The organism is Arthrobacter sp. 10T419 (assembly GCF_056394105.1).
Window position 1 is genome coordinate 437,512 of the sequence record NZ_JBFTHF010000001.1, and the last position, 24,314, is coordinate 461,825.

21 protein-coding genes are annotated in these 24,314 nt (G+C 67.8%); 14 read left to right on the forward strand and 7 right to left on the reverse strand.

Translation table 11 applies throughout. From position 1 onward, the window contains the following. The first annotated feature begins 96 nt into the window (after positions 1 to 96). Positions 97 to 1,104, forward strand: coding sequence for a GTP pyrophosphokinase (locus tag AC1DBD_RS02080; RefSeq protein ID WP_476917024.1), 1,008 nt, complete (start codon positions 97 to 99; stop codon positions 1,102 to 1,104). 20 nt (positions 1,105 to 1,124) lie between these two features. On the opposite strand, the gene AC1DBD_RS02085 is transcribed toward AC1DBD_RS02080, so the two are convergent. Continuing rightward, positions 1,125 to 1,451 (reverse strand): GYD domain-containing protein, encoded by a 327-nt coding sequence (locus tag AC1DBD_RS02085; protein ID WP_441416917.1) that lies wholly within the window; start codon positions 1,449 to 1,451, stop codon positions 1,125 to 1,127. A 161-nt stretch (positions 1,452 to 1,612) separates the two neighbouring features. Between AC1DBD_RS02085 and AC1DBD_RS02090 the strand changes: the two genes are divergently transcribed. From AC1DBD_RS02090 to AC1DBD_RS02105, 4 genes are all read left to right on the forward strand, one after another. Beyond that, positions 1,613 to 2,779 (forward strand): RtcB family protein, encoded by a 1,167-nt coding sequence (locus tag AC1DBD_RS02090; protein ID WP_476981326.1) that lies wholly within the window; start codon positions 1,613 to 1,615, stop codon positions 2,777 to 2,779. 222 nt (positions 2,780 to 3,001) lie between these two features. Then, entirely contained in the window at positions 3,002 to 4,165 is a 1,164-nt protein-coding gene (locus AC1DBD_RS02095) for an ABC transporter substrate-binding protein (RefSeq protein WP_476981327.1), read from the forward strand. Positions 4,166 to 4,209: 44 nt separating this feature from the next. Then, a complete protein-coding gene (locus AC1DBD_RS02100) occupies positions 4,210 to 4,935 on the forward strand; it encodes an ABC transporter ATP-binding protein (protein ID WP_476981328.1) in 726 nt (241 codons plus the stop codon). Next, the gene (locus AC1DBD_RS02105) at positions 4,925 to 5,863 is read left to right on the forward strand and encodes an ABC transporter permease (protein WP_441416921.1); all 939 of its coding nucleotides are present in this window, start codon (positions 4,925 to 4,927) and stop codon (positions 5,861 to 5,863) included. The genes AC1DBD_RS02100 and AC1DBD_RS02105 overlap by 11 nt, the downstream gene beginning before the upstream one ends. A 73-nt stretch (positions 5,864 to 5,936) precedes the next feature. Here AC1DBD_RS02105 and AC1DBD_RS02110 read toward each other — a convergent pair whose 3' ends face one another. After that, positions 5,937 to 7,916 carry a hypothetical protein gene (locus tag AC1DBD_RS02110; RefSeq protein WP_476981329.1) on the reverse strand — a complete coding sequence of 660 codons (1,980 nt, stop codon included), beginning with the start codon at positions 7,914 to 7,916 and terminating at the stop codon, positions 5,937 to 5,939. Positions 7,917 to 8,268: 352 nt separating this feature from the next. On the opposite strand from AC1DBD_RS02110, the gene AC1DBD_RS02115 reads away from it, so the two are divergent. The 4 genes from AC1DBD_RS02115 to AC1DBD_RS02130 all read left to right on the forward strand — a co-directional run bounded on the left by AC1DBD_RS02115 (position 8,269) and on the right by AC1DBD_RS02130 (position 12,637). Continuing rightward, complete coding sequence (locus tag AC1DBD_RS02115) at positions 8,269 to 8,565, forward strand: putative quinol monooxygenase (protein WP_476892059.1); 297 nt, start codon at positions 8,269 to 8,271, stop codon at positions 8,563 to 8,565. Between the two features lie 149 nt (positions 8,566 to 8,714). Beyond that, positions 8,715 to 9,992 carry a uroporphyrinogen-III C-methyltransferase gene (gene cobA / locus AC1DBD_RS02120; RefSeq protein WP_476981330.1) on the forward strand — a complete coding sequence of 426 codons (1,278 nt, stop codon included), beginning with the start codon at positions 8,715 to 8,717 and terminating at the stop codon, positions 9,990 to 9,992. Between the two features lie 41 nt (positions 9,993 to 10,033). Beyond that, positions 10,034 to 11,488: an FAD-dependent oxidoreductase gene (locus AC1DBD_RS02125; protein ID WP_476981331.1), complete on the forward strand. Its 1,455-nt coding sequence runs from the start codon at positions 10,034 to 10,036 to the stop codon at positions 11,486 to 11,488. Between the two features lie 159 nt (positions 11,489 to 11,647). Beyond that, a complete protein-coding gene (locus tag AC1DBD_RS02130) occupies positions 11,648 to 12,637 on the forward strand; it encodes a DNA topoisomerase IB (protein WP_476981332.1) in 990 nt (329 codons plus the stop codon). 27 nt (positions 12,638 to 12,664) lie between these two features. Here AC1DBD_RS02130 and AC1DBD_RS02135 read toward each other — a convergent pair whose 3' ends face one another. Further along, positions 12,665 to 13,246 carry a hypothetical protein gene (locus AC1DBD_RS02135; RefSeq protein ID WP_441416926.1) on the reverse strand — a complete coding sequence of 194 codons (582 nt, stop codon included), beginning with the start codon at positions 13,244 to 13,246 and terminating at the stop codon, positions 12,665 to 12,667. Between the two features lie 126 nt (positions 13,247 to 13,372). Beyond that, positions 13,373 to 14,239 (reverse strand): DUF1206 domain-containing protein, encoded by an 867-nt coding sequence (locus tag AC1DBD_RS02140; protein ID WP_441416927.1) that lies wholly within the window; start codon positions 14,237 to 14,239, stop codon positions 13,373 to 13,375. A gap of 171 nt (positions 14,240 to 14,410) precedes the next feature. On the opposite strand from AC1DBD_RS02140, the gene AC1DBD_RS02145 reads away from it, so the two are divergent. Further along, entirely contained in the window at positions 14,411 to 14,947 is a 537-nt protein-coding gene (locus tag AC1DBD_RS02145) for a hypothetical protein (RefSeq protein WP_441416928.1), read from the forward strand. 94 nt (positions 14,948 to 15,041) lie between these two features. Here AC1DBD_RS02145 and AC1DBD_RS02150 read toward each other — a convergent pair whose 3' ends face one another. After that, on the reverse strand, positions 15,042 to 16,484 hold the full coding sequence (locus AC1DBD_RS02150) for a PucR family transcriptional regulator (RefSeq protein WP_441416929.1): 1,443 nt from the start codon (positions 16,482 to 16,484) through the stop codon (positions 15,042 to 15,044). Between the two features lie 160 nt (positions 16,485 to 16,644). On the opposite strand from AC1DBD_RS02150, the gene AC1DBD_RS02155 reads away from it, so the two are divergent. Together AC1DBD_RS02155 and gabT are read left to right on the forward strand one after the other, a co-directional pair. Further along, the gene (locus tag AC1DBD_RS02155; protein WP_441416930.1) at positions 16,645 to 18,075 is read left to right on the forward strand and encodes a gamma-aminobutyraldehyde dehydrogenase; all 1,431 of its coding nucleotides are present in this window, start codon (positions 16,645 to 16,647) and stop codon (positions 18,073 to 18,075) included. Positions 18,076 to 18,143: 68 nt separating this feature from the next. After that, positions 18,144 to 19,499, forward strand: coding sequence for a 4-aminobutyrate--2-oxoglutarate transaminase (gene gabT / locus AC1DBD_RS02160; RefSeq protein ID WP_476892064.1), 1,356 nt, complete (start codon positions 18,144 to 18,146; stop codon positions 19,497 to 19,499). A 129-nt stretch (positions 19,500 to 19,628) separates the two neighbouring features. Here the strand turns inward: gabT and AC1DBD_RS02165 are convergent, their stop codons facing one another. Further along, positions 19,629 to 20,462, reverse strand: a complete 834-nt coding sequence (locus AC1DBD_RS02165; RefSeq protein ID WP_476981333.1) for an AMIN-like domain-containing (lipo)protein — start codon at positions 20,460 to 20,462, stop codon at positions 19,629 to 19,631. A 190-nt stretch (positions 20,463 to 20,652) separates the two neighbouring features. Here AC1DBD_RS02165 and AC1DBD_RS02170 point away from each other — a divergent pair, with 190 nt between their 5' ends. Continuing rightward, positions 20,653 to 21,525: a universal stress protein gene (locus AC1DBD_RS02170; RefSeq protein ID WP_441416933.1), complete on the forward strand. Its 873-nt coding sequence runs from the start codon at positions 20,653 to 20,655 to the stop codon at positions 21,523 to 21,525. A 29-nt stretch (positions 21,526 to 21,554) separates the two neighbouring features. Here AC1DBD_RS02170 and rarD read toward each other — a convergent pair whose 3' ends face one another. Continuing rightward, positions 21,555 to 22,604 (reverse strand): EamA family transporter RarD, encoded by a 1,050-nt coding sequence (gene rarD, locus AC1DBD_RS02175; protein WP_476892066.1) that lies wholly within the window; start codon positions 22,602 to 22,604, stop codon positions 21,555 to 21,557. Positions 22,605 to 22,784: 180 nt separating this feature from the next. Here rarD and AC1DBD_RS02180 point away from each other — a divergent pair, with 180 nt between their 5' ends. Beyond that, complete coding sequence (locus AC1DBD_RS02180) at positions 22,785 to 24,245, forward strand: FAD-dependent oxidoreductase (protein WP_476981334.1); 1,461 nt, start codon at positions 22,785 to 22,787, stop codon at positions 24,243 to 24,245. Positions 24,246 to 24,314 lie beyond the last annotated feature (69 nt).

A 24,314-nucleotide genomic window follows, 5' to 3' on the forward strand; every position in this document is an offset into this window, starting at 1 on the left:
GCTGTCCTGCTGTCCTAGGCTTTGCGATAGCTCAAACCGGCGCCCTTGGATACCCTGCTGAGTAGAGGCGCTGCGCGTTGATCCGAGGGGGAGCGGTTGGAAGACCATGATTCCGTTGTTGCCAGGTCCCTGGAGCAATACAGTGTTCTGCTGCCCCGGCTGAATGCGGCTTCGGACGCGATCGGGGATGCCATCCGCGCCCGGCTCCGCGACGATGGTCTCAACCACCACACCGTGCAGGCCCGGGTCAAGGACCCAGGCTCGGTCAAAGAAAAGCTGGACCGCCTCACCGCCGACGGCAGATTCAAATACGAGCGCGGGCTCGAGCAGCTCGATGACCTCATCGGTGTCCGGATCATCATGTTCCTGGAACCCGACATCGCGGACGTTGCCACGGCGCTGAAGGGGCAATTCGACTGCCGCGAGGACGACGACAAGACCAGCTCCCAGCGGCGGAACGGCCAGATCGGTTACGCCGGCCGGCACCTCATCCTCGAAGTCCCTGCCGGCAACGTGCCGGTGGGCTGCCACACGTTCATCGGGGAGCGCTTCGAAGTCCAGATCCGGACGGTGCTGCAGCACGCCTGGGCGGCCTTCGAGCATGACATCCGGTACAAGGGACTCGCGGAGGCCAACGCGGAAGTGGACCGGGCGTTCACCATGGCGTCGACCCTGATCGAACTCGCCGACGCCCAGTTCTCGGCAATCAACGACATCGTCAAACGCCGCCAGGCCGAAAGCACGGCCGAGTTCGCCGCGAATCCCGCCACCGAGCTCACCGGGGACATCCTCCACGACATGCTTGCGCGGCTGCTCCCCGAACACCCCCGAAGCCAGGCCCGGCAGTACGGCTGGCTGGGGGACGTGCTGGCGGCCAATGGGGTGCGGACCGTGGCCGATGCCGAGAAGCTGTTCGGTGCCGCCGACTGGTCCGGCGTGGCGAAGCGGATGGACTATAAATTCCCCGCCGGCCACGTCCGGATTGCCGACGACTTCCTGCTCAAGACGTGGGGAACGGACTACATTGCGCGGACCAAGTCCCTGGGCGGCGACCCCAAACGGGAGGCGAAGCTGACGTACCGGCTGGAGCGGATGCAGGACTGAGCCTGCCGCACCCGAAACAATCAGGTGCCCGGCGGCCGGTACTTGATCTGCTCGGCCTTGGCCAGTGCTTCCATTGTTTCGTCGACCGTCAGGAGCACGGTCGTCTCGAAGGAGCTAAGTGCGCCGCCTCCGCTGATTGCGAGTGCAACGGCGGCCATGGATACGTTGTCCGGCGCCTCCCACAGGTTGTAGCCGTCGTGGGAGCCAAAGGCATACCAGAAGCCGTGGAGCTTCCCGCCCACCGATTCGATGTAGGCCTGGGCGGCCTTCCTGCGGTCCTCCGGTTTGCTGATCAGTCTCGCCCAAGTCTCGGGTGTGTAGCTGAACTTCGACAGATAGAGGGGCATCGTCTCGTCCTTTCCTGCGTGTCCCGGTTCAGTAAGAATGGCAGTCGGCTGCGTGGCCAGCAATGGCCGCGGGGCTCGTCAAAGCCGGCCAAGTCGCCGCAACGGTCGTCCCTTGCCACCCGGCCCCCGGCGGACCATCATCGTCGTGGGAGGGCAGAGCGTTGGAAGCCATCAACAGCCGTCTCTTCAGCTGGGCATCGATCCTGGACGACGAGACCCGCAGGCAGGCCCTCGCCACGGCCCAGTTGCCCATCATCTACCCGCACCTGGCGCTGATGCCGGACGCCCACCTGGGCAAGGGGGCCACTGTGGGCTCCGTCATCCCCACCGTGGGCGCGATCATCCCGGCCGCCGTGGGCGTGGACATCGGTTGCGGCATGATCGCCGTCCGCACCCAGTACGCGCACAAGGAGCTGCCCAGGGACCTGCAGCGGCTGCGCGAGGCAATCGAGCGCGCCATTCCCTTGTCCGCCGGCCACTTCAACCGCAGGATCTCTGCCACCGCCGGACCCCGGCTCGCCGAGTTGCGGCGGCTGGCGGCGAAAGCGGGCTTTGACCCGGCCAAGTACGCGGCGAACTGGGAGCTGCAGCTTGGCTCGCTGGGCTCGGGCAACCACTTCGTCGAGGTGTGCGTGGATGAGAACGCCGCGGTGTGGCTGTTCCTGCATTCGGGCTCCCGCGGGGTGGGCAACAAGATCGCGCAGCGGCACATCGCCGAAGCCCGGAGCATGGCCCTGCGCCGGCACATCGCCCTGCCGGACCGGGACCTGGCCTACCTCGAGGAAGGCACCCCCGAGTTCGTCCGGTACCTCCGGGAACTGCGTTGGGCGCAGCACTTCGCCTTGCTGAACCGTGAGGAAATGATGGACCGGGTGGTCCAGCAATTCGAGTCCTGGGTCGGCGGCCCGGTCCGGGAACTCGAACGGATCAACTGCCACCACAACTTCACCGCGCAGGAAACGCATTACGGTAAGTCCGTCTGGGTCTCGCGCAAGGGCGCGATCAGGGCCCAGGCCGGGGATCCCGGGCTGATTCCCGGGTCCATGGGCACGGCGTCCTACATCGTCGTCGGGCGGGGGAACCAGGCGTCGCTGAACTCCGCACCGCACGGCGCCGGCCGGGAGTATTCCCGCACCGCCGCGCGGAAAGCGTTTTCGCTCGCGCAGCTGAAGACCGCCATGCAGGGCATCGAATTCCGGCCCCGCGAGGCCTTCATCGACGAGATCCCGGCCGCATACAAGCCCATCGACCTGGTGATGCGCGACTCTACTGACCTGGTCAGCGTGCGGCACAAGCTCCGGCAGCTCGTGAACATCAAAGGCGACTGAGCCCCGGCCGGGTGCGAATGCAGGGTCCGCATGTGACGCTGCATGAACTTGCGTGACCCCGGGTTTCCGCACCATTGAACCCGGTTCGTGACCCTCCCTAGGGTGAGTCCATGACTACTCCGGAACGGTTCAACAGCCCCTCCCTCAGGGCACTCCAGGGGCGATGTCGCCGGCGCTGACCACCCGCCCGGCCCACCCGCACCCCACGAACAGGATCCTCCCATGTCATCCACGCCCAAGAACCCCACCCCCGGCACCACCCGGATCGTCGCCGGCGAATCGGCCAGGCCGAAACGTAGGCGCACCGTCGAAATCGGCGTCGCCGTCGGCCTCGCCCTGCTGATCGGCGCCGGCGCAGCCGTCGCCTCGACGGTGTCCCGCACTAACGACGCCGGTGCAGCGCCGGCCGCCGGCACCGCCCCGGCGGCGGAACTGCGGCTCGGCTACTTCGGCAACATCACCCACGGCCCGGCCCTGATTGGCGTCACCAAGGGGTTCATCGCCAAGGAACTGGGTCAAACCAAGCTCAGCACACAGGTCTTCAACGCCGGCCCCGCCGCGATCGAAGCGCTCAACGCCGGCGCGATCGACGCGACCTACATCGGCCCCAACCCGGCGATCAACTCCTACGTGAAGAGCAAAGGCGAATCCATCAGCATCATCGCCGGCGCCACGGCCGGCGGTGCGCAACTGGTGGTCAAACCCGGCATCAACTCGGCCGCCGACCTCAAAGGCAAGACGCTCGCCTCGCCGCAGCTCGGCGGCACCCAGGACGTGGCCCTGCGCGCCTGGCTCGGCCATCAGGGGTTCAAGACCTCCACAGACGGCAGCGGCGACGTCACGATCAACCCGACCGAGAACGCCCAGACCCTCAAACTCTTCCAGGACGGCAAGCTCGACGGCGCCTGGCTGCCGGAGCCGTGGGCGTCACGCCTGGTGCTCCAGGCCGGCGCGAAGGTCCTGGTCGATGAGAAGGACCTGTGGGAGAAGGGCGAGTTCGTCACCACCGTCCTGATCGTCAACAAGACGTTCGCGGCCGAGCACCCGGCCACCGTGCAGGCGCTCCTCAAGGGCCATGTTGAATCTGTCGACTGGCTGAACGCGGCTCCCGCCGCCGAGAGAGCCACCGTCCTCAACGACGCACTCAAGGCAGCCGCCGGCAAGGCGCTGCCGGCCGACGTCATCGACCGGTCCCTGAAAAACATCGTCTTCACCACCGACCCGCTCGCCGGGACCTACAAGAAACTGCTCCAGGACGGCGTCGACGCCGGAACCACCAAGCAGGCCGACATCAACGGCATCTTCGACCTCACGTCGCTCAACAGTGTCCTGGGCGAGACTGCGGCCGGCAAAAAGATCTCCGCCGGAGGGCTAGGCAAGGACTAGCTCCCTAGCCTCCAGCCACCCGCCACAACAGTAAGGAGCCGACCATGCCAGTCGTACTGGAAAACCTGGGCAAGCGCTTCGGCGACGGCGCCCCGGTACTGGACGACGTCAATGCCGCCATCGGGCAGGGCGAATTCGTCGCCCTGCTCGGTGCGTCCGGCTGCGGCAAGTCCACCCTGCTCAACATCATGGCGGGACTGGAAGCCCCGACGTCGGGCGCGCTCGAAGTGCCCAGCGACGGCGCGGCGTTCATGTTCCAGGACGCGGCACTCTTCCCGTGGCTGACCGCCCGGGAAAACATCGAGCTGGCCCTGAAGCTGCGAGGCATCGGGAAAGCCGAGCGCAGGATCCGGGCGGGGGAGCTGCTGGACCTGGTGCACCTGGGCGGCGCCGGCGACAAACGGCCCCACGAACTCTCCGGCGGGATGCGCCAGCGGGTATCCCTGGCCCGTTCCCTGGCCCAAGACCGGCAATTGCTCCTCATGGACGAGCCCTTTGCGGCCCTGGACGCGATAACCCGCGACCTGCTCCACGACGAACTGGAACGGATCTGGAAGGAAACCGGCCGCACCATCGTCTTTGTCACGCACAACGTCCGGGAAGCCGTCCGCCTGGGCCAGCGCGTGCTGCTGCTCTCCTCCCGGCCTGGCCGCGTGGTGCGCGAATGGCAGGTCAGCGAGGAACACCGCACCGACGTCGGCCTGGCCGGCCAGCTCACCGGCGAAATCACCGCCCGGCTGCGAGAGGAAATCCGTCGCCATGCCAAATAGCCAACTTCCCGTGGCGGTAGCTCCGGCCGAGACCCGCAAGGTCACCGCCGCCCTGACCCGTTCCTCCAGCGGAAAGGAAGACCTGCGCGAGCTCGAAGCAGGCCTCGATTCCCTGCAGTCCGACGCCCTGCGCAGGGCCCGTATCGACTGGGGCCGGATCCTGCTGCCGGTGGCTGCGCTCGCGGTGCTGGTGATCCTCTGGCAGTTGTACGTATCCCTCGGTTTCAAGCGGCGCGACGTCGTGCCCGGGCCGCTGGATGTCATCGGCCAGGTCGGCACCCTCTGGAGCGAAGGCAAGCTGCAGGAGGCTGTCTGGACCTCGCTGCAGCGCGGCGTGCTGGGCTTCCTGATCAGCGTGGTCATTGCCACGCCGGTGGGGCTCGTGCTGGCGCAGGTGGCACCCTTGCGGCGCGCCTTCGGGCCGCTGATCTCGGGCCTGCAAGTCCTGCCGTCTGTGGCCTGGGTGCCGGCCGCCATTCTTTGGTTTGGGATCACTGATGCCACCGTGTATTTCGTGGTGTTCATGGGTGCCATCCCGTCGATCATCAACGGGCTGGTCTCGGGCGTCGACCAGATTCCACCGCAGTACCGCAGCGTCGGAAAAGTACTGGGCGCTTCCCGACTCCAGTTGGCCCTGCAGATCATCCTGCCGGCGGCCCTGCCGGGCTACCTCGGCGGCCTCAAACAGGGATGGGCGTTCTCCTGGCGCTCGCTCATGGCCGCGGAAATCATCGCCGTTGGCGGCACCATCGGCTTCGGCCTCGGCTCGATGCTGGACCAGGGCCGCGTTCTCTCCGACATGACCATCGTCATGTCCGCCATCCTGCTGATCCTCGGCGTCGGGATCCTGATCGAACTGCTGGTATTCGCCCCGATCGAGAAGCGCCTGCTCCGCCGCCGCGGCCTCCTCGCCGGCAGCACCCGTTAGGTCTCTGGCGCCCCAGACTGAACAAGAAAGCCCGACGGCGATTATCGCCGTCGGGCTTTCTGGTTTCCGTTTGTCAGCCGCGCGTCAACGTGCCGCAACCGCTGACTTCGAAGCCACTAGTTCCGGCGGGGACGGTGACGATCGTTCTGGCCGCACCGTAGTAATTGTCGATGATATCGCTCAACGTACCCCGGAAACCGCGGAGCGTGGCCCAGTAGCAGGACTTCCCTGCCCCGTAGCCGTAGTAGGTGCCCGGCAGGATATCGATGCCGACGCGGTAGGTGCCGTCGGTAGTGATCCGGCTGGACCGGGCGCCGGTGGACGGGACGGTCGTCCAGGAGCCGCAGCCGTCCGAGCTGAATCCAACATCTCCTGGAACGATCTGGACGTAAGTCCGCGCCGATCCATAGTTGTTGGCCTTGATCTGGCTGAGTTTTCCGGAGAAGCCGCTGAGCCTCTCCCAGTAGCATCCACTGCCCGTCCCCGTAGCTTTGTACAGGCCTGGCCTGATGTTGACTCCGACACGGTACGTGCCGTCGCCGCGAAGCACGGTGACAGCCCAGACGGGAAGCTTTATTGCTGCACTAGAGGCGGCCCGGGTTTCGTAATAAGGCCTGGCCGCCCAGACTTTCACGGAAATGGACCGACCGTTGTCCGCTGCAGCCACCCTGTAGGTGCGGTACCTGGCGCCGGGGATGGAAGCTCCATTGCGGTACCACTGGTATGCGAAGGACGTCGGAGCCGGAGCAAAGCTACCAGGCGCCGCTGTCAGCGTGCCGCCCAGCCCGCGCCCGCCACTGATTCTCGGGACGGACCTGACCGTCATGAGCGCCTTACCAACCACCACGGATTTGGTGGCGACGGTGCGGGCGGCGTAGCCAGGCTTCGTGACGGTCACCTTCACAGCGACCCGAGCGCCGACGTGGCCGCCGCCGAGACGCAGGGCCGACCCCGTGGCTCCCCTGAGAGCGACGCCGTTCCGGTACCACTGGTATCGGATCGTCGAACCGGCAGTCCAACCCTGAGAAACTCTCACCGTCTGGCCATAGCGGTGGGTTCCGGTTACCGTCAGCGACCGGGTGGCCACGATGGTCCCTGCAGCAATCGCGCGGGCGGCGGAGTAGCGGTCCAGCGTTGTGTAGCCGGGCTTGGCTGCACGCACCCTGACCTTGAGCGTCTTCCTGTAGTCGAGTGCAGTTGTGGCGTAGGTGCGGCTGACTGCGCCAACGATGGCTCCCGTTCCGCGATACCACTGATAGGACAGCGTGGCCCCGGTCGGCGCCCACGTGCCGGCATTGGCGCTCTGCAACTGGCCCACTTTCGCTACACCGCTGACCGTCGGAACCGGCGCCGCCACAAAGCTTCCCTTGCCGGCGGTGACTTGGGCGGAAGTGAGTTCCACTGAGGTGAAGCCCGGTGCGGAGAGCATCACCTTGGCCCACAGCTTCTGTGCGACATCGGCGGCCGCGACGGTGTAGCTCGGCCCCGTCGCACCAGTGATGGGGTCAAGTCCGCGGTACCACTGGTAGCCGATTGCTGCACCTTGGACGGCGGCGTCGCTCCACGTCGGTGCGCTCAGCGACAGCGCTTGCCCGACGACGGGTTTGCCGGCTACGGCGCTGTTCCAGCTGACCCCCGCGAAAGTTCCCGGACGAACCGTTACCGGCGTCGCCGCCAGCTCGGTGCCGGGTCCCTGGGCCTCCAGTGAGGCCAGCACCGTCAGTTGGACCGATTTGCCTGCCATGGACGGGTCAAGGTGCAGCACGTCAGCTTCACCAACCGCGTGGTCGGCGGCTTGAACTGTGACACCTTCGACGATCCAGCTGTACTTGATCCAGCCGGCGCCGTTCCACTGGCCGCCTGTCGAGGTGAGTGTGCCTCCCGCGACAGGGTCACCCTCGATAACCGGCGGGCTGACGTTTTCCGGAGCGGCGGGCGTTACTTCCGCCGGCGGTGTTTCGACGGGTGATATTTCCGCCGGCGGTGTTTCGGCAGGCGTGTCCGCAGGTGCCGGTGCGGGTGTCGGCTGTTCGGCGATGATGTCAGTTTCCATCGGCAGCGCCTGCGCTGCCGGAGCCATCAGAAGACCGGCAAGCAGTGCGATGCTCCCGGCTGTGGCTGCTGCCCTGGTCGTTCGGCCAGGGCGCGTCCGAGTACGGACGTTTTCGCGCAGAGACAACTAAGTCCCCTTCCCCCATTTCGGGACCGGCTAGCCCGGTCGGAGCAATTGTATTGGGGAGTGGCGACAATGAGCGGATGCACCCGCAGAGGGCAGCCACTGCCTGCCCTGGACCGCTACATCGCTCTAACGCCGCCACCCCCTTGCTCCGCCCCGACCGCGTGCCTACACTCACGGCTATAGGCCGGGCTGCCGGCCAAACCATCCCAATTCCAAGGAGGTAGCCGTGGCACCGAAATTTGGAGTGCTGGCACTGGTCGAAGCGAAAGCGGGGAAGGAACAGGAAGTCTGGGACTTCCTCAACGGCGGCAGGGAGATCGTGCTCACCGAGCCGGGCACAAGGACCTGGTACGCGTTCCGGGTCAACGAGAACACCTTCGGCATTTTCGACACTTTTGACACCGAGGAGGACCGGCAGGCCCACCTCAACGGGGCCATTCCTGCTGCCCTCGGCCAACACGGCCCGGAGCTGCTGGCCAAGGATCCTGACATCAAACTGGTCGAAGTCATTGCGGTGAAGTAGAGGCGAGGGCTCTTTCGGGACTCGGCACCCCATCCCAACATCGGCGGCCCCGCCAGCCGGCGGAGCCCCAGGTTACGCCCCGTTACCCTGCGTGAACGGGTGTTTCCGCACCGTTGTTCCGCTCTCGGACGCCGCCCTATCGTCGATGCATGGCAATTCAGGACATTTACCCCACCGCGCTGCGCCTGCTCGGCCGGCCCGTGCTGGTCGTCGGCGGCGGACCCGTCGCCGCACGCCGCGCCAGGGGACTGCTCGACGCCGGCGCCCGAGTCACCGTCGTGGCGCCGCTTGCCTGCCCGGCCCTGAACGATCTGGCCGACGCCGGGCTCCTCAGCTGGCAGCCCCGCCCTTACCGCAGCTCCGACGTCGACGGCGTCTGGTTCGTCCAGACCGCCACCGGTGACGCCGGCGTGGACGCGCAGGTCGCCGCCGACGCCGAGGCGCAGCGGATCTGGTGCGTCAACGCCTCCGACCACGAGGCCTCCGCCGCCTGGACGCCGGCCGTCGCCGTCGTGGATGACGTCAAGATCGCCGTCAACGCCGGGGGAGACCCGCGCCGGGCGATGGCCCTGCGCGACGCCGTCGCCACCGCCCTGGCGGCCGGAGACCTGCCGCTGCGCCGACACCGCGCTTCGGGCACGGGCCCAGGCGCCGGGGACGGCACGGTGGCGCTCGTGGGCGGCGGGCCGGGCGATACCGGACTCATCACCGTCCGCGGCCGGCGGCTCCTGGGCCAGGCCGACGTCGTCGTCGCCGACCGGCTCGGCCCGCGTGAGCTCCTGGGCGAACTGGCCCCCGACGTCCGCGTGATCGAAGTCGGCAAAACCCCCGGCCACCACCCGGTCCCGCAGTCCGAAATCAACCGGATCCTCGTCGACGAAGCCCTCGCCGGCCACCGGGTGGTCCGGCTCAAGGGCGGAGACCCCTACGTCCTCGGCCGCGGCGGCGAGGAAGCCGAATTCTGCCGGCAGCACGGCGTCGAGGTTGAAGTGGTGCCCGGCGTCACCTCGGCGATCTCCGTCCCCGCCGCCGCCGGGATCCCGGTCACCCACCGGGGCCTCGCCAAGGGCTTCAGCGTAGTCACCGGCCATGAGGAGCTTTCCGAGGTGCCCGTCCGCTCCGACCACACCGTGATTCTGCTCATGGGCGTGGGACAACTGCGCGATTCCGCGGCCTCGCTGGAACGCGCCGGTTTGCCAGCCGGGACGCCTGTTGGCATCGTAGAGAATGGATACCTGCCCAACCAGCGGGTGACCATCGGAACGCTCGAAACCATCGCGGACCAGGCGGAGGCAGCAGGCGTCGCGAATCCTGCCGTGATCGTGATCGGCGACGTGGTCCGCGTCAGCCCGTTCGCGCCGTCGCACTTTAAGACCGCGGACTACAGCACCACCTCCCCGAACGCCCCGCGCGTCGCCGCCCGCTAGTTTCACCCGCAGCACCCGGATCGAACCAAAGGAACACAGCCGTGTCAACGAACACCCCTGTAGGAACCGCCGCCCGCCCGCTGCGCGTCGCCGTCGTCGGCTCCGGCCCCGCCGGCGTCTACGCCGCGGACATCCTGACCAAAAGCGAGGCCGTCAAGAGCGGCGAGCTCACCGTCAGCATCGACCTCTTCGACCGCTACCCGGCGCCCTACGGGCTCATCCGCTACGGTGTGGCGCCGGACCACCCGCGGATCAAGGGGATCGTGAACGCCCTGCACAAGGTCCTGGACCGCGGCGACATCCGGTTCTTCGGCAACGTGGACTACGGCACGGACCTCACACTCGAGGACCTCCGGACCCACTACGACGCCGTCATCTTCGCCACCGGCGCCATCAAGGACGCGGACCTGAACATCCCGGGCATCGAGCTTGAGGGATCCTACGGCGGCGCCGACTTCGTCTCCTGGTACGACGGGCACCCGGACGTGTCCCGCGGCTGGCCGCTGGAGGCCAAGGAAATCGCGGTGATCGGCAACGGCAACGTGGCCCTGGACGTCGCCCGGATGCTCTCCAAGCACGCCGATGACCTGCTGGTCTCCGAGATCCCGGACAACGTCTACCGCGCGCTGAAGGACTCCCCGGTCACCGACGTGCACGTCTTCGGCCGCCGCGGCCCGGCGCAGGTGAAGTTCACGCCGCTGGAACTGCGCGAACTCTCCCACTCCAGGGACGTCGATATTGTCCTCTACCCGGAGGACTTCGAGTTCGACGCCGAATCTGACCGCCAGATCCAAAGCAACAACCAGACCAAGACCATGGTGGGCACGCTCACCAACTGGATCGCCGAGCAGCCGGAGAATCTCTCCGAGCTCACCGCGTCCCGCCGCCTGCACTTGCACTTCCTGCACAGCCCGGTCGAGATCTTCGACGACGCCGCCGCCCCCGGCCGCGTCGCCGGCATCAAGTTTGAGCGCACCGAACTGGACGGCACGGGCAACGCCCGCGGCACCGGCGAGTTCATCGACTACCCGGTCCAGGCCGTCTACCGCGCCATCGGCTATTTCGGTTCGGCCCTGCCCGAGGTCGAGTTCGACCACAGCAAGGGCGTTGTCCCGAACGACGGCGGCCGCGTGCTGGACGCCTCCGGAGCCCACGTGCCCGGCATCTACGCGACCGGCTGGATCAAGCGCGGCCCGGTGGGCCTGATCGGGCACACCAAGGGTGACGCCCTGGAAACCGTGACCTACCTGCTGGAGGACCGCGGCAGCCTGCCGCCGGCGGCGGCACCCGCGCCGGAGGCGATCGTCGGACTGCTGGAAAACCGGGGCGTGCAGTTCACCAGCTGGGAGGGCTGGCTGGCCCTGGACGCGCACGAGCGGTCCCTCGGCGAAAAGGCAAGCGCCGGCGCGGGCAGCGTCCAGCGCGAACGCATCAAGGTGGTCCCGCGCGAGGACATGGTGGAGATCTCCCGAGGCGGAGTCGCTGCGGAGGTCTAAGCGGCCGCCTCACAACTGCAACGCGGGGTCATATCGCGCCCAAAATCCCCTCCGGGACGGGCGCGAAGTGACCCCGCGTTGGTTGTTAACGGCGCATTCCCGGCGGGTAGTCAGTAGGCTTACCGTCATGGACACTGCCAGGCACCCAGGATCCGGCCGATGAGGCTCCGTCACAGCAACGCGTCCGGCCGCGGCTACCGCCGGGTTCCCGCCGGGAGCGGGTTCAGCTACAAGGACCTGGACGGGTCGACCCTGCCGGCCGGCCCGGTGCGGGAGCGGCTGGAAAGCATCGGGATCCCGCCGGCCTGGACCGACGTCTGGATCGCGCCGTATGAGAACGGGCATATCCAGGCCACCGGCGTCGACGCCGTCGGCCGGCGCCAATACATCTACCACCCAAGCTGGCGGGAGCGGAAGGACCGGCTGAAGTTCGACCGTTCGCTCCAACTCGCGGAAACCCTGCCGTCGGCCCGCCGCCTGGTGACCTTGGACCTGCGCTCCGAAGGCCTCACGCGGGAGCGCGTGCTCGCGGCCGCCTTCAGGATGCTGGACAGCGGATCGCTGCGCGTGGGCTCCGAGCGGTACACCAACGAGAACGGAAGCCACGGACTGGCCACCCTGCTCTGCGCCCACGTGAACGTGCGCAAAGACGAACTCCGGCTCAGCTTCCCGGCCAAGAGCGGCAAGACCTGGGAGTCCCGGATCGACGACGCCGACCTCGCCGCCGTCGTGCGCTCGCTCAAGCGCCGCGGCGGCAACGCCCGGCTGTTGGCCTACAAGAACGGCCGCAGCTGGCATCCGGTCACCAGCGCCGAGATCAACGAGTACGTCAAGGAACGAACCGGCGCGGACTTCACCGCGAAGGACTTCCGCACCCTGCGCGGCACCGTCGCGGCGGCCGTGAACCTGGCGAAGAGCGGCCCGCAGGCCAAGGTCTCGGCCCGGAAGCGCGCCGTGAGCCGCGCCATGGTCGACGCCGCGGCGGTGCTGGGCAACACGCCGTCGATCGCCCGAAAGAGCTACGTCGATCCGCGCCTGCTGGACCACTTCGCGGCGGGGGAGACCATCGATCCGAAGCGGCTGGATTCGGCCGAATCGGAGATCCGGGCGCTGCTGTACCAGGAGGGTGCGGTCGTCCCGCTGCGCTGACCGGTGTGACGCTCAGGACCCGGCGCGTCAGAACTCGGCGTTGATGAATCCGATGATTATCGCCGTCCACCAGCACGCCTGCGAGATAACCAGGCAGACCAGCAGGTGGGTCCGCTGACCGGCGCTTAGGCCCCGGAACGGGGTTTCCGGAGGAAGATGAACCAGCCGCCGCATCAGCGGGATCAGCATGATGCCGTTCAGACTGAGAACCAGCACGGCGGCCAGTTTGACGTCTGTCATCGGGTTGGTCAGGTGCGGGTTCAGGAACACGCCGGTGGCCAGCAGGCCGGCGAGACCGGCCCAGATCAGCGGCGTGGCAGCGCCGTCGAGCCGGATGGTTTCAGCCAGTTTGCGGCGGCCGACAAGCCACAGGAAGCCGTGCCAGTCGACCAGGATGATGGCGCCGAAAGACACCACCAGGGACAGGACGTGCAGGACGACGGCCAGGTCGTGGGCGTAGCCGCCGACCCGGACCGCCGTGGACATCGTGACCGACAGCAGCCACGCCACTGCCGCCGCCGCGGACAGGACGATCACCAGGCGCCGGGTGGACCGCTCGGACTCACGGTGGCGCCGGATGGTGCGCCTGCTGACTGGGACGTAGCTCATGGCCCTACCTCGAAGAACCGACCACCGGGGGCGTGCGCTGCACCTGTCGGAAGAGAAGGGAACGCCGTGCCGGGTAGCTAAAACGATATCCCCGGCTCCGCTCGGCAACAAGGGAGGAAACCCGCGCTACATCCGGCCGAACCGGGCGCGGATCAGGGCGAAAACCCCGTAGGCCATAAACCCTGCGCCAATGGCCAGCAGCAGGTACGGCCCGAACGGGTGGTGCTGCAGCGCCTTGAGGCTTCCGTCCAGCCCGGTGGACGAGCCGGGGTCATTGGTGGCCGCGGCCATCACGAACAGCAGACCGGTCAGGACCAGCGCCAGGCCTTTGGCCACGTGGCCGGCCACGCCCAGGCCGCTGATGAGGTGGCCGCGGTGCGTGCCTTCGAAGTGGCGCAGCTCCTCCTTGAACTTCTTGCCCAGGCCCTTGACCACGAAGAAAACGCCGATCCCACCCACGGTCAGTCCCAGGCCGATCAGCAGTGGTGCGCCCAGCGGCCGGTTCATCAGGGCTTCGCTGAAGGCCGCGGTGGAATCCCCCGAGTCGCTGCGGAAGCCCAGGGCGAAGCTGGCAAAGGTGAAGCCGACGCTGCCGTAGGCGATGGCCAGGAAGCCCGAGGAGACCAGCTTGCCCAGCCGTTCGCCGCGGGGCAGGTGCCTGGCCCGCAGGGTTGCCTCGCTCAGCTGCCACAGGGCGAGTCCGGCGCAGCCGGTGAAGCAGAGCCACAACACCGCCGGACCCCAGGGGTTGGCGGCGAGCTGCTCGATCGCTCCGGTGGGTTCGGCCTGGCCCGGCGCCCCCAGGACCAGCGCGACGGCGATCACGCCGATGACAATGTGGAGCAACGCCATCACGGCGAACCCCCACCGCGCGACGACGTCGAGCACCCTGCTGTTTGAGGCGGCCTCTGCGGCATCGGCGGCTTCGCCGATGCCAGCCGCGTGGCGCGGCACGGCCTGCCCTTGCGGGAGCTCCCTGCTGATTTCTTCCATTGCTTCGAGCTTACGCGTAACGGATCGGCTGCCTGGAAGCTCCGTCCGGCGGTCGGCGGCCCGAAACCGGGACTACCAACTTGTTGGTAAGTGTGCTTACGATGTCCGGGGTGCGGCGTCGCATGTGGCCGCACCATTCCGGATTCGAATTCACACGATAGGAAGCTCACCATGGCAGGTAATCTTGTTGCCCGATCCATCCACGACCTGACCGCCGGCGCGTGGTTTGGCGGTTCGCTGATGGGCGCCATCGGGCTGAACGGCGCGACGGCGGAGGCCAAGGATCCCGCCGAGCGCACCCGTCTGTCCAGCCTGGGCTGGAAGAAGTGGGCCCCGTACCAGACGGCCGCATTCGGCGCGCACTTCCTTTCCGGCCTCGCCATCATGTGGGAGAACAAGGGCCGGATGACCAAGCAGGACGGCGTGACCCGGCTGAGCATCTACAAGTCGATCGTCACCCTGGCCGGTGCAGCCGTGACCCTGTACGCCGGACTGCAGGGCGCGAAGGTGGACAAGCTCGCCGCCGAGGGTGCCGAGGGCGCCACCGAGCCCAAGCCGGGCGCCTCGGAGGAACTTCGCTCTGCCCAGCAGCAGCTGAAGATCCTGCAGTGGGCCATCCCGGTCTTCGCAGGCTGGGTGATCGTCCTGGGCGCCAAGCACGGCGAAATGCAGCGGCCGAAGAACGTCTTCAAGGGCCTCTCCCGCTAGCCGCGCTGGTTCCACTCCGACGCGGGGTCAGAACGTTCCCACGGCAGTTGCCGGATGGGCGCGGTCTGACCCCGCGTTGTTGGTGGCGGGTGCGTCAGCGCGGCTGCCGGGCGCTGAGCCGCTGCACGGCCAGCGCCAGCCAGAGCTGAACCCGGTCCGCGGTCTGCGCCGGGTCGTAGCCGGTCAATTCGGTAATTTGCGCCAGCCGGTAGCGGACCGTGTTGCGGTGCAGGGTGAGCTCCTCGGCGACGGCGGCGACCGAGCCGTTGTTGCTCAGGTAACTCTCCAGTGTGGTCATCAGTTCGGCGCCGTGCGCGGCGTCGAAGTTCCGGAGCGGGTTCAGCGACTCGTTCGCCATGTCCGCCAGCGGAACGTCCTCGCTGGCCAGCAGCAGCGAGGTCAGGCTCAGCCGCTCCGGCTCGTTGACCGGCAGGCCGTGGCTGGCGGCGTCGCGGGCCTCGAAGTAGCTCCAGCGCAGGCCGTTCGGCTTCGTGTACGCCCCGCCGATGCCGATCGTGGCGTGGATGCCCGCCTCGGCGAGGTGGTCGCTGAGGCTCCGGGCCAGGGCGCCGGCGCCGCTGCCGTCGTCGTGCACCAGCACCACCAGGTCCTTGCCGACGACGGCGGTCACCGCCGCCGCCAGCGGCTGAGGCAGCGAGGAGCTGCCCAGCTGCTTGGCGTGGGCGGCCGATTCCGCCAGCAGGACCACGTTCTTGCGGGTGCTGTTGACGCCGATGCCGGCGAGCCGGCGGGTGGCTTCGGTGGCATCGAGGGTCCCGTGGATCACGTCCTCAAGCACTTGCCCGGCCAGGGCGCGCTGCGACTGGCGTTGCTTGACCATGTTGTTGAGCTCGACGCTGATCAGGTTCTGCGCATAGCCGATGATTCCGGAGTCTTCGAACGGGTGCCTGACCCACAGCGTGCAGGCGTCGCGGCGGCCGGTCGGGATCGGGTACGAGGCCCAGCCGTCCGCCGTGGGGGAGGGGTTGCCGGCGGCGCTGTTGTAGAGCTGCGCGGTGAACTGGGTCAGGACGATCTCGGTGCGCAGCATGGAGCCGAGGTGCCTGAGCAGCTCGGCGAGGCCGCCGCCGGTCAGCAGGGCGCGGGCCAAGACCTGGTGCCCCGCGATCAGGCGCTCCAGCTTGGCGTAGTGGTCCGCGGACTGGGCGTCGGCCACGAGCTTGCCGATGGCGATGAAGGGTGTCTCGTAGGGCACTTCCACCACCGGAAGGCCCCAGCGGTTGGCCTCGGCGATCAGGGCCGGCGGCACCGCGTCGTGTGTCAGCCCGATCCCGAAACCGATGCCCACGGCGCCGGCGCGTTGGACCTGGCGGACGAAGCGGCGCTGCTCCGGGGCGGTCCTGAGCCGCATCCCGGTGGTGAGGACCAGTTCCCCGCCGTTGAGGAAGCGGTGCGGGTCTTCCTGCTCCGTCACCGCGACCCAGTGGATGTCCTGGTGCCAGGTGGTCTCCGCGAGGCCCGATTTCGTCAGCTTGAGGGACGGAACCCCCAGCAGGGCCGCGAGTGAAATTGCCATGGAATCAGGATAGCCGGGGGCTGGTCAACCGCACTAAAGTCGCGCTGCTTCGGTGTGCAGCTGCCTATTCCCTGCCTTGCGTGCCTGGCATAGGCTCGGAGCAGTCGCAGATCCCCTCATACCTGCCTTTCCGAGGCCAGCACGAAAGAGGTTGTACACCGTGGTTCAAACCTTGCAGAACTTCATCAACGGCGAGTTCGTCACCCCCGCCGGGACGGCCCTGCTGGACATTGTCAATCCCACCAACGGGGAGGTGGTGGCCAAGTCGCCGGTCTCGGTGCAGGCCGACGTCGACGCCGCCATGACCGCCGCGAAGGACGCCTTCGCCAGCTGGAAGCACGTCACCCCCGGCCAGCGCCAGCTCATGCTCCTCAAGCTCGCCGACGCCGTCGAAGCCAACAGTGACGAACTCGTCGAGGCCCAGCACCGCAACACCGGCCAGGTCCGCTCCCTGATCGCCGCCGAGGAGGTTGCCGCGGGGGCAGACCAGCTGCGCTTCTTCGCCGGTGCCGCCCGGATCCTGGAGGGCAAGTCCGCCGGTGAATACCTCGAGGGCCACACCTCCTACGTGCGCCGCGAACCGATCGGCGTCGTAGCGCAGGTTGCCCCCTGGAACTACCCGTTCCTGATGGCGATCTGGAAGATCGGCCCCGCACTGGCCGCCGGCAACACCGTGGTGCTCAAGCCTTCCGACACCACGCCGGAATCCACCCTGGTCCTGGCCCGCCTCGCCGGCGAGATCCTCCCCGCCGGCGTGCTCAACGTCGTCCTCGGCACCGGCGAGACCGGCGCCATGATGGTGGAGCACAAGGTCCCGGGCCTGGTCTCCATCACCGGTTCCGTCCGGGCCGGCATTGCTGTCGCCACCGGCGCCGCCAAAGGGCTCAAGCGCGCGCACCTGGAGCTCGGCGGCAAGGCACCGGCGATCGTGTTCAAGGACGCGGACATCAAGAAGAGCGCCGCGGCCATCGCCGAGTTCGCCTTCTTCAACGCCGGCCAGGACTGCACGGCAATCACCCGGGTCCTGGTCGAGGATTCCGTGCACGACGACGTCGTCGCCGCCATGGTAGAACACACCAAGACCCTGCACACCGGCTCGCAGAACGACGAAGACAACTACTTCGGCCCGCTGAACAACGTCAACCACTTCAACGCGGTCACCGACGTTGTGGAGCACCTGCCGGCGAACTGCAAGATTGAGACCGGCGGCCACCGGGCGGGGGAGAAGGGCTTCTTCTTCGAGCCCACCATTGTCACCGGCGCCAAGCAGACCGACGACATTGTCCAGAAGGAGACGTTCGGCCCGGTCATCACGGTGCAGAAGTTCAGCACCGAGGCCGAAGCGATCGAGCTGGCCAACGACGTCGAATACGCCCTCGCCTCCAGCGTCTGGACCACGGACCACGGCACCGCCATGCGGGTCAGCCGCGACCTGGACTTCGGTGCCGTCTGGATCAACACCCACATCCTGCTCACCGCCGAGATGCCGCACGGCGGCTTCAAGCAGTCCGGCTACGGCAAGGACCTCTCGATGTACGGCGTCGAGGACTACACCCGCATCAAGCACGTCATGAGTGCGCTCGATGCCTGACGCGGCTGCCTAACGCTCCCGCCAGACCCGGCCCCGCCGACCCTTACACGTTTAGAAAGGCCTTCCCCATGACCACCACAGCAAACGACCTCACCTACCGTCTGGAGCAGAAGCGCCGCGTCCAGGCCGACTTCCCCGGCCCCAAGTCCGTGGCCCTGACCGAGCGCCGCAAGGCGGTCGTCGCGTCCGGCGTCGCCTCCAGCGTCCCGGTCTACGTCGCCGACGCCGACGGCGGCATCATCCAGGACGTCGACGGCAACTCTTTCATCGACCTCGGCTCCGGCATCGCCGTGACCAGCGTCGGCGCCTCGGATCCCGCCGTCGTCGGCGCGGTGAAGGAAGCCGTGGAGCACTTCACCCACACCTGCTTCATGGTGACGCCCTACGAGGGCTACGTCGCCGTCGCCGAGCAGCTGAACCGGCTCACCCCGGGCGACCACGAGAAGCGGACCGTGCTGTTCAACTCAGGCGCCGAAGCCGTGGAGAACGCCGTCAAGGTGGCCCGCCTCGCCACCGGCCGGGACGCCGTCGTCGCCTTCGACCACGCCTACCACGGCCGGACCAACCTCACCATGGCGCTGACCGCCAAGGCGATGCCGTACAAGACCAACTTCGGCCCGTTCGCGCCCGAGGTCTACCGGATGCCGATGAGCTACCCGTACCGCGAGGAAAACCCGGAGATCACCGGCGCCGAGGCCGCCAAGCGTGCCATCACCATGATCGAGAAGCAGATCGGTGGCGAGTCGGTGGCCGCGATCATCATCGAACCCATCCAGGGCGAGGGCGGCTTCATCGTCCCGGCCGAGGGCTTCCTGCCGGCCCTTGCCGCCTGGGCCAAGGAGAAGGGCATCGTCTTCATTGCCGACGAGGTCCAGTCCGGGTTCTGCCGCACCGGCGAATGGTTCGCCGTGAACCACGAGGGTGTCATCCCGGACATCGTCACCATGGCCAAGGGAATCGCCGGCGGCATGCCGCTCTCCGCCATCACCGGCCGCGCCGACTTGCTCGACGCCGTCCACCCGGGCGGACTCGGTGGCACCTACGGAGGTAACCCGGTGGCCTGTGCCGCGGCGCTGGCGGCCATCGGCTCGATGGAGCAGTACGACCTGAACGCCCGGGCCCGCCACATCGAGGAACTTGCCCTGGGCAAGCTGCGGGAGCTCGCGTCCGAGCTCACCGTGGTCGGTGACATCCGTGGCCGCGGCGCCATGCTCGCGATCGAACTGGTCCAGGCCGGCTCCAAGGAACCGAACCCGGAACTGACCAAGGCCGTTGCCGCCGCCTGCCTCAAAGAGGGTGTCATCATCCTCACCTGCGGCACCTACGGCAACGTGATCCGGCTGCTGCCGCCGCTGGTGATCAGCGACGAGCTGCTGCTGGACGGACTCGAGGTGCTGGCCGCGGCGGTCCGCGCCAACGCCTAAGCGCCGGCGGGAACCCCCGGCGGGACACCCCCAGCGGGACACCCCCGGCGGGACACCCCCAGCGGGACAACACAGAGCAACATGAACGAGCCGCGGACCGAGAAGTCCGCGGCTCGTTCGCGTCCGGGCCTACTTCCAGGAGCTGGCGTCGAGCTGGATCGCGACGACGTACAGGTGCCGGCCCTGTTCGATCTTCTCCACCTCGTAGACCCGCACCTTGGTCTGCTGCACGGCGGTACCCGGGCGGCCGACGCCGATCCCGTAACTAAGGACCCCTTCGAAGTCCCCGGCCGGGGCGTAGCGGGTGAGTGCCCGGTAGCCGATCGACGGGGCGGGGCTGCTCTTGACGGTGCTGCCCTTCCCGTCTGCGGTGTGCGCCTGGGCGCCGTGGAAGACAACTTTCAGGATGGCGCCCGTCCCGGGCATCGGCACGGGCAGGCCGCTGCCGTCGGCGATCAGTTCGGGGACGAACGAGATGTCGTAACTGGGAAAGGCACCGTTGAACCGGAAGCTCAGCTGGTCATAGGGCGGGGTGTCCGAGGGGTGCTGGCCGGCGCCAATGGCGTACAGCGTGGGCAGGGGCTCCGCCGGCGGCGGGGCCAACGGTACGGGATTGGTGTGCGTGGTCTTGAACGGCGACTTCGCTCCAGGCCAGGCCCAGTCATGGGTAATGGTCGAGGAGATCACGCGGTCGCCGTCCTGCGGGGCTTTGGTCTCGTCGGAATCCGGAGACGGCGTCGCGGAGGCCGACGGCGTCGCCGAGGCGGTGGATGAGGGCGTCGCAGTGCCGGAAGGTGTGGAGGTCGACGTCGCCGATGCCGTCGCTGATTCCGTCGCCGACGCGGGGCTGCTCCCGGAGGGTTGGGGCGAAGAAGGGGTGCAGCCGGTCAGCGCGAACAGGAAGATCAGCACTCCCAGCCCGCTCGTTTTTGCCGCGAACCCGGTGTTCCTGGTCAGACTCATGGTGAGCTCCCCTCCACGGCTTCAGCGTAGTCGCGGAAATTTGCGTGCCGCAGGGCCAAAAGTCACCCACTATTCCCCGCAACGCTGGGCTAGAGTCGTTCCTACCACTGCAGGAACGCAGACCGGCCGACGTCGCCCGGAACCCCGGAGCCAAGCTGGATTCTGCCCCAGACCCATAAGGGGTTCTTACATGCGATACGTAGTTGGCTACACACCCAACGACCGCGGCGCCGACGCCGTCGCCCTGGCTTCCGCCATGGCCCGCGCCCAGGGCGCGCACCTGGACCTGGTTCATGTGGTGGACCGGAACACCCCCTATGTCGCGCTGAACCCGCAGGGAAACCGCGTCAGTGCCGCGGAGCAGTCCGTGCTGACGGCGGAGCGGCAGGGACTGTCCCTGGTTCCGGAGGGCCTGGAGGCCAGGTTCCACGTGCGCCAGGCTGATTCCTTCGCCGCGGGACTGATCGACGCCGCCAAGGAATACCGCGCCGGCCTGATCGTCGTGGGTGCCGCGAACAGCGGCCTGTTCAAGCGGTACAGCGTTGGCAGCGTGGCCAACGCCCTGCTGCATGCCTCACCGGTGCCGGTTGCGCTGGCGCCCCGCGGCTACCGCAACACCGACCCCATCACCCGGCTGACCCTCGCCGTCGGCCAGCGGACCGGCGCGGAGGCGGCGATCGACGTCGCGATTGAGTCGGCCGAGCGCCGCGGCGTGCCGCTGCGGCTGGTCTCGCTCGTCGAACTGGACGCCGAGGGCGACGGCGGCGAAAACGTCAACGCCGCGCATGTCCACGCGAACACCGTCCTGAAGGCCGCGGCCGAGCGCCTGCCGGCGGGACACCACGTCACCGTGGAGGTCGCGCACGGCCGGACCATTGAGGAAGCCATCGATGACCTCGACTGGGACGACGCGGAGATTATGATTGTCGGTTCGTCCCGCCTGGCGGAGAAGAACAAGCTCTTCATCGGCAGCACGGCCAACAAGGTGCTCCGCGCCCTGCCGGTCCCCATGGTCGTAGTGCCGCGCGACTACGTGCGCATCGACACCAGCCCGGACGACTAAGCCGGCGCCGCCGCCTGGGCTGGTCTGCCCTAGGCGGCGGCGCGGGCCAGCCTGCGGGTGACGGAGTTCTTCCGGGCCGTCCGCAGCATGTCCGCCGTGAGCAGCAACAGCGCGAGCCAGACGACGCTGAAGCCGATCCAGCGCTCCGGGGTCATGGCCTCCTTGAACACCACCAGCGCCACGATGAACTGCAGTACCGGGGCGAAGTACTGCAGCAGCCCGATCGTGGTCATCGGCAGCCGCCGCGCGGAGGCGCCGAAGAACAGCAGCGGGACAGCGGTGATGACGCCGGACGCGGCAAGCAGCCAGAAGTGTCCGGCGCCGTTGGTGGTGAGCGAGGCGGCGCCGGTCAGGGCCAGGACGATCATGGTCACGCCGGCGATCGGCGCCAGCACGATGGTTTCCACCGACAGGCTGGTGATCGCGTCCGCCCGCGGACCCACACGTTTCTTGACGAAGCCGTAGAGGCCGAAACTGAACGCCAGGGTCAGGGCGATCCACGGGAGCTTGCCGTAGGAATATGTCAGTACGCCCACCGCGATGAAACCGACGACGACGGCGGCCCACTGCAGCGGCCGCAGTTTTTCCTTCAGGACAAAGACGCCCAGCAGCACGGACACGAGCGGGTTGATGAAGTAGCCCAGCGATGTTTCGACGGCCTGGCCGGTGGTCACGCCGTAGGTGTAGGTCAGCCAGTTGATCGCGATCAGGACGGCCGCGAGGGCCAGCGGACCGATCACGGTACGGTTCCGGAACGCGGCGCCGATCACCCGCCAGGCGCGGGTGACGGTGATCAGCAGGACGCAGAAGAGCAGGGACCAGACCACGCGGTTGGCCACGATCTCGACGGCGCTGGCCGGGTGCAGCACGAAGAAGTACAGCGGGAGCAGGCCCCACAAGCCGTAGGCGCCGATGCCGAACAGGATCCCCGCCGTCGTGTCCTTGTCCACTGCCTTGAGTCCAGGTGCCGCGGCGGGGCCAGCGGCGTCACCGGCGGCTCCGGCAGCGGGGGCAACGCCGCCCGGGGAAGTCAGGGATGCGGGAGCGGGGGATCCGTCGGAGATAGGCACAAGACCCATAACACCACCCCCGGCGCGGCTATTCCTGCCGCGGAGCCCGGCAGGGCGGCCGCGGCGTCTGCGATGTCCGTCACCTGCGTTCTCCCTCACCCGGGGACCACCCCACCGCGGGGGCATTTAGAATAGGGGACTGTGCGCTGTATCTGCCGGCGCACCCGCCAAGACTCAGAAGGGCTCCCGGTGTCCAACTCGGCCGAAACCTCGCCTGAAAGAACGACCAAACGTCCCCTCCGCGTTGCGATTGTCGGCGCCGGACCGGCCGGTGTCTACGCCGCGGACATCCTGACCAAGTCCAACGAGGTCAAGGACGGCGACTTCGAGGTCAGCATCGACCTGTTCGAGGCCTACCCGGCGCCCTACGGGCTCATCCGCTACGGCGTGGCGCCGGACCACCCGCGGATCAAGGGGATCGTGAACGCCCTGCACAAGGTGCTGGACCGCGGCGATATCCGCTTCCTCGGCAACGTCAGCTACGGCCGGGACCTGACCCTGCACGACTTCCGCGCTTTCTACGACGCCGTGATCTTCGCTACCGGCGCCATCAAGGACGCGGACCTGGACATTCCGGGAGTCGGGCTCGAAGGCTCGTTCGGCGGGGCCGACTTCGTCTCCTGGTACGACGGGCACCCGGACGTTCCCCGCGACTGGCCGCTGGAGGCCAAAGAAATCGCGGTGATCGGCAACGGCAACGTGGCCCTGGACGTCGCCCGGATGCTGGTCAAGCACGCAGATGACCTGCTGGTTACCGAGATTCCGGACAACGTCTACCAGGGGCTCAAGAATTCGCCGGTGACGGACGTGCACGTCTTTGGCCGCCGTGGACCGGCGCAGGTGAAGTTCACGCCGCTGGAGCTGCGCGAGCTCAGCCACGCGAAGGACGTGGACATCGTGCTCTACCCGGAGGACTTCGAATTCGACGAAGCCTCCGACGAGGCCATCCGCACGAACAACCAGATCAAGACCATGGTGAGCACCCTTGGCAACTGGCTCGTCGAGGAGCACGCCGAGGCCGAGGAACCGTCCTCCCGCCGGCTGCACCTGCACTTCCTGCACAATCCGGTCGAGATCCTCGGCGAAAAAACAGGCGCCGCCGCACATCCCGGCAAGGTGACGGGCATCAAGTTCGAGCGCATGCGGCTGGACGGCACAGGCAACGTCAAGGGCACCGGCGAGTTCGTCGATTACCCGGTCCAGGCCGTCTACCGCGCCATCGGGTACCACGGCTCCCAGCTCGACGAGCTGGAGTACGACGCGCGGCGCGGCGTCATCCCCAACGAAGGCGGCCGCGTGCTCGGCGCCGACGGCAAGCCCGTGCCCGGCATTTACGCCACGGGTTGGATCAAGCGCGGCCCGGTCGGCCTGATCGGCCACACCAAGGGAGATGCGCTGGAGACCATCGGCTTCCTGCTCGAGGACCGGCTGACCCTTCCGCCAGCCCAGAACCCGGATCCGCAGGCCATCATCGACCTGCTCGAAGAGCGCGGCATCCAGTACACCACCTGGGAAGGCTGGAACAAGCTGGACGCCCACGAGCTGGCCCTCGGCGCGGCGTGGACCGCTTCCCATCCGGACGACGGCGTGGTGCGCGAACGCATCAAGGTCGTGCCGCGGGAAGAGATGATCCGGATTTCCCGGGACTGAACCGCCGAACCGCAGTAGGCGTTGACCTGTTCCTGCGCTGCGCCCGGACGTAGAATTCACCCGCGGGGA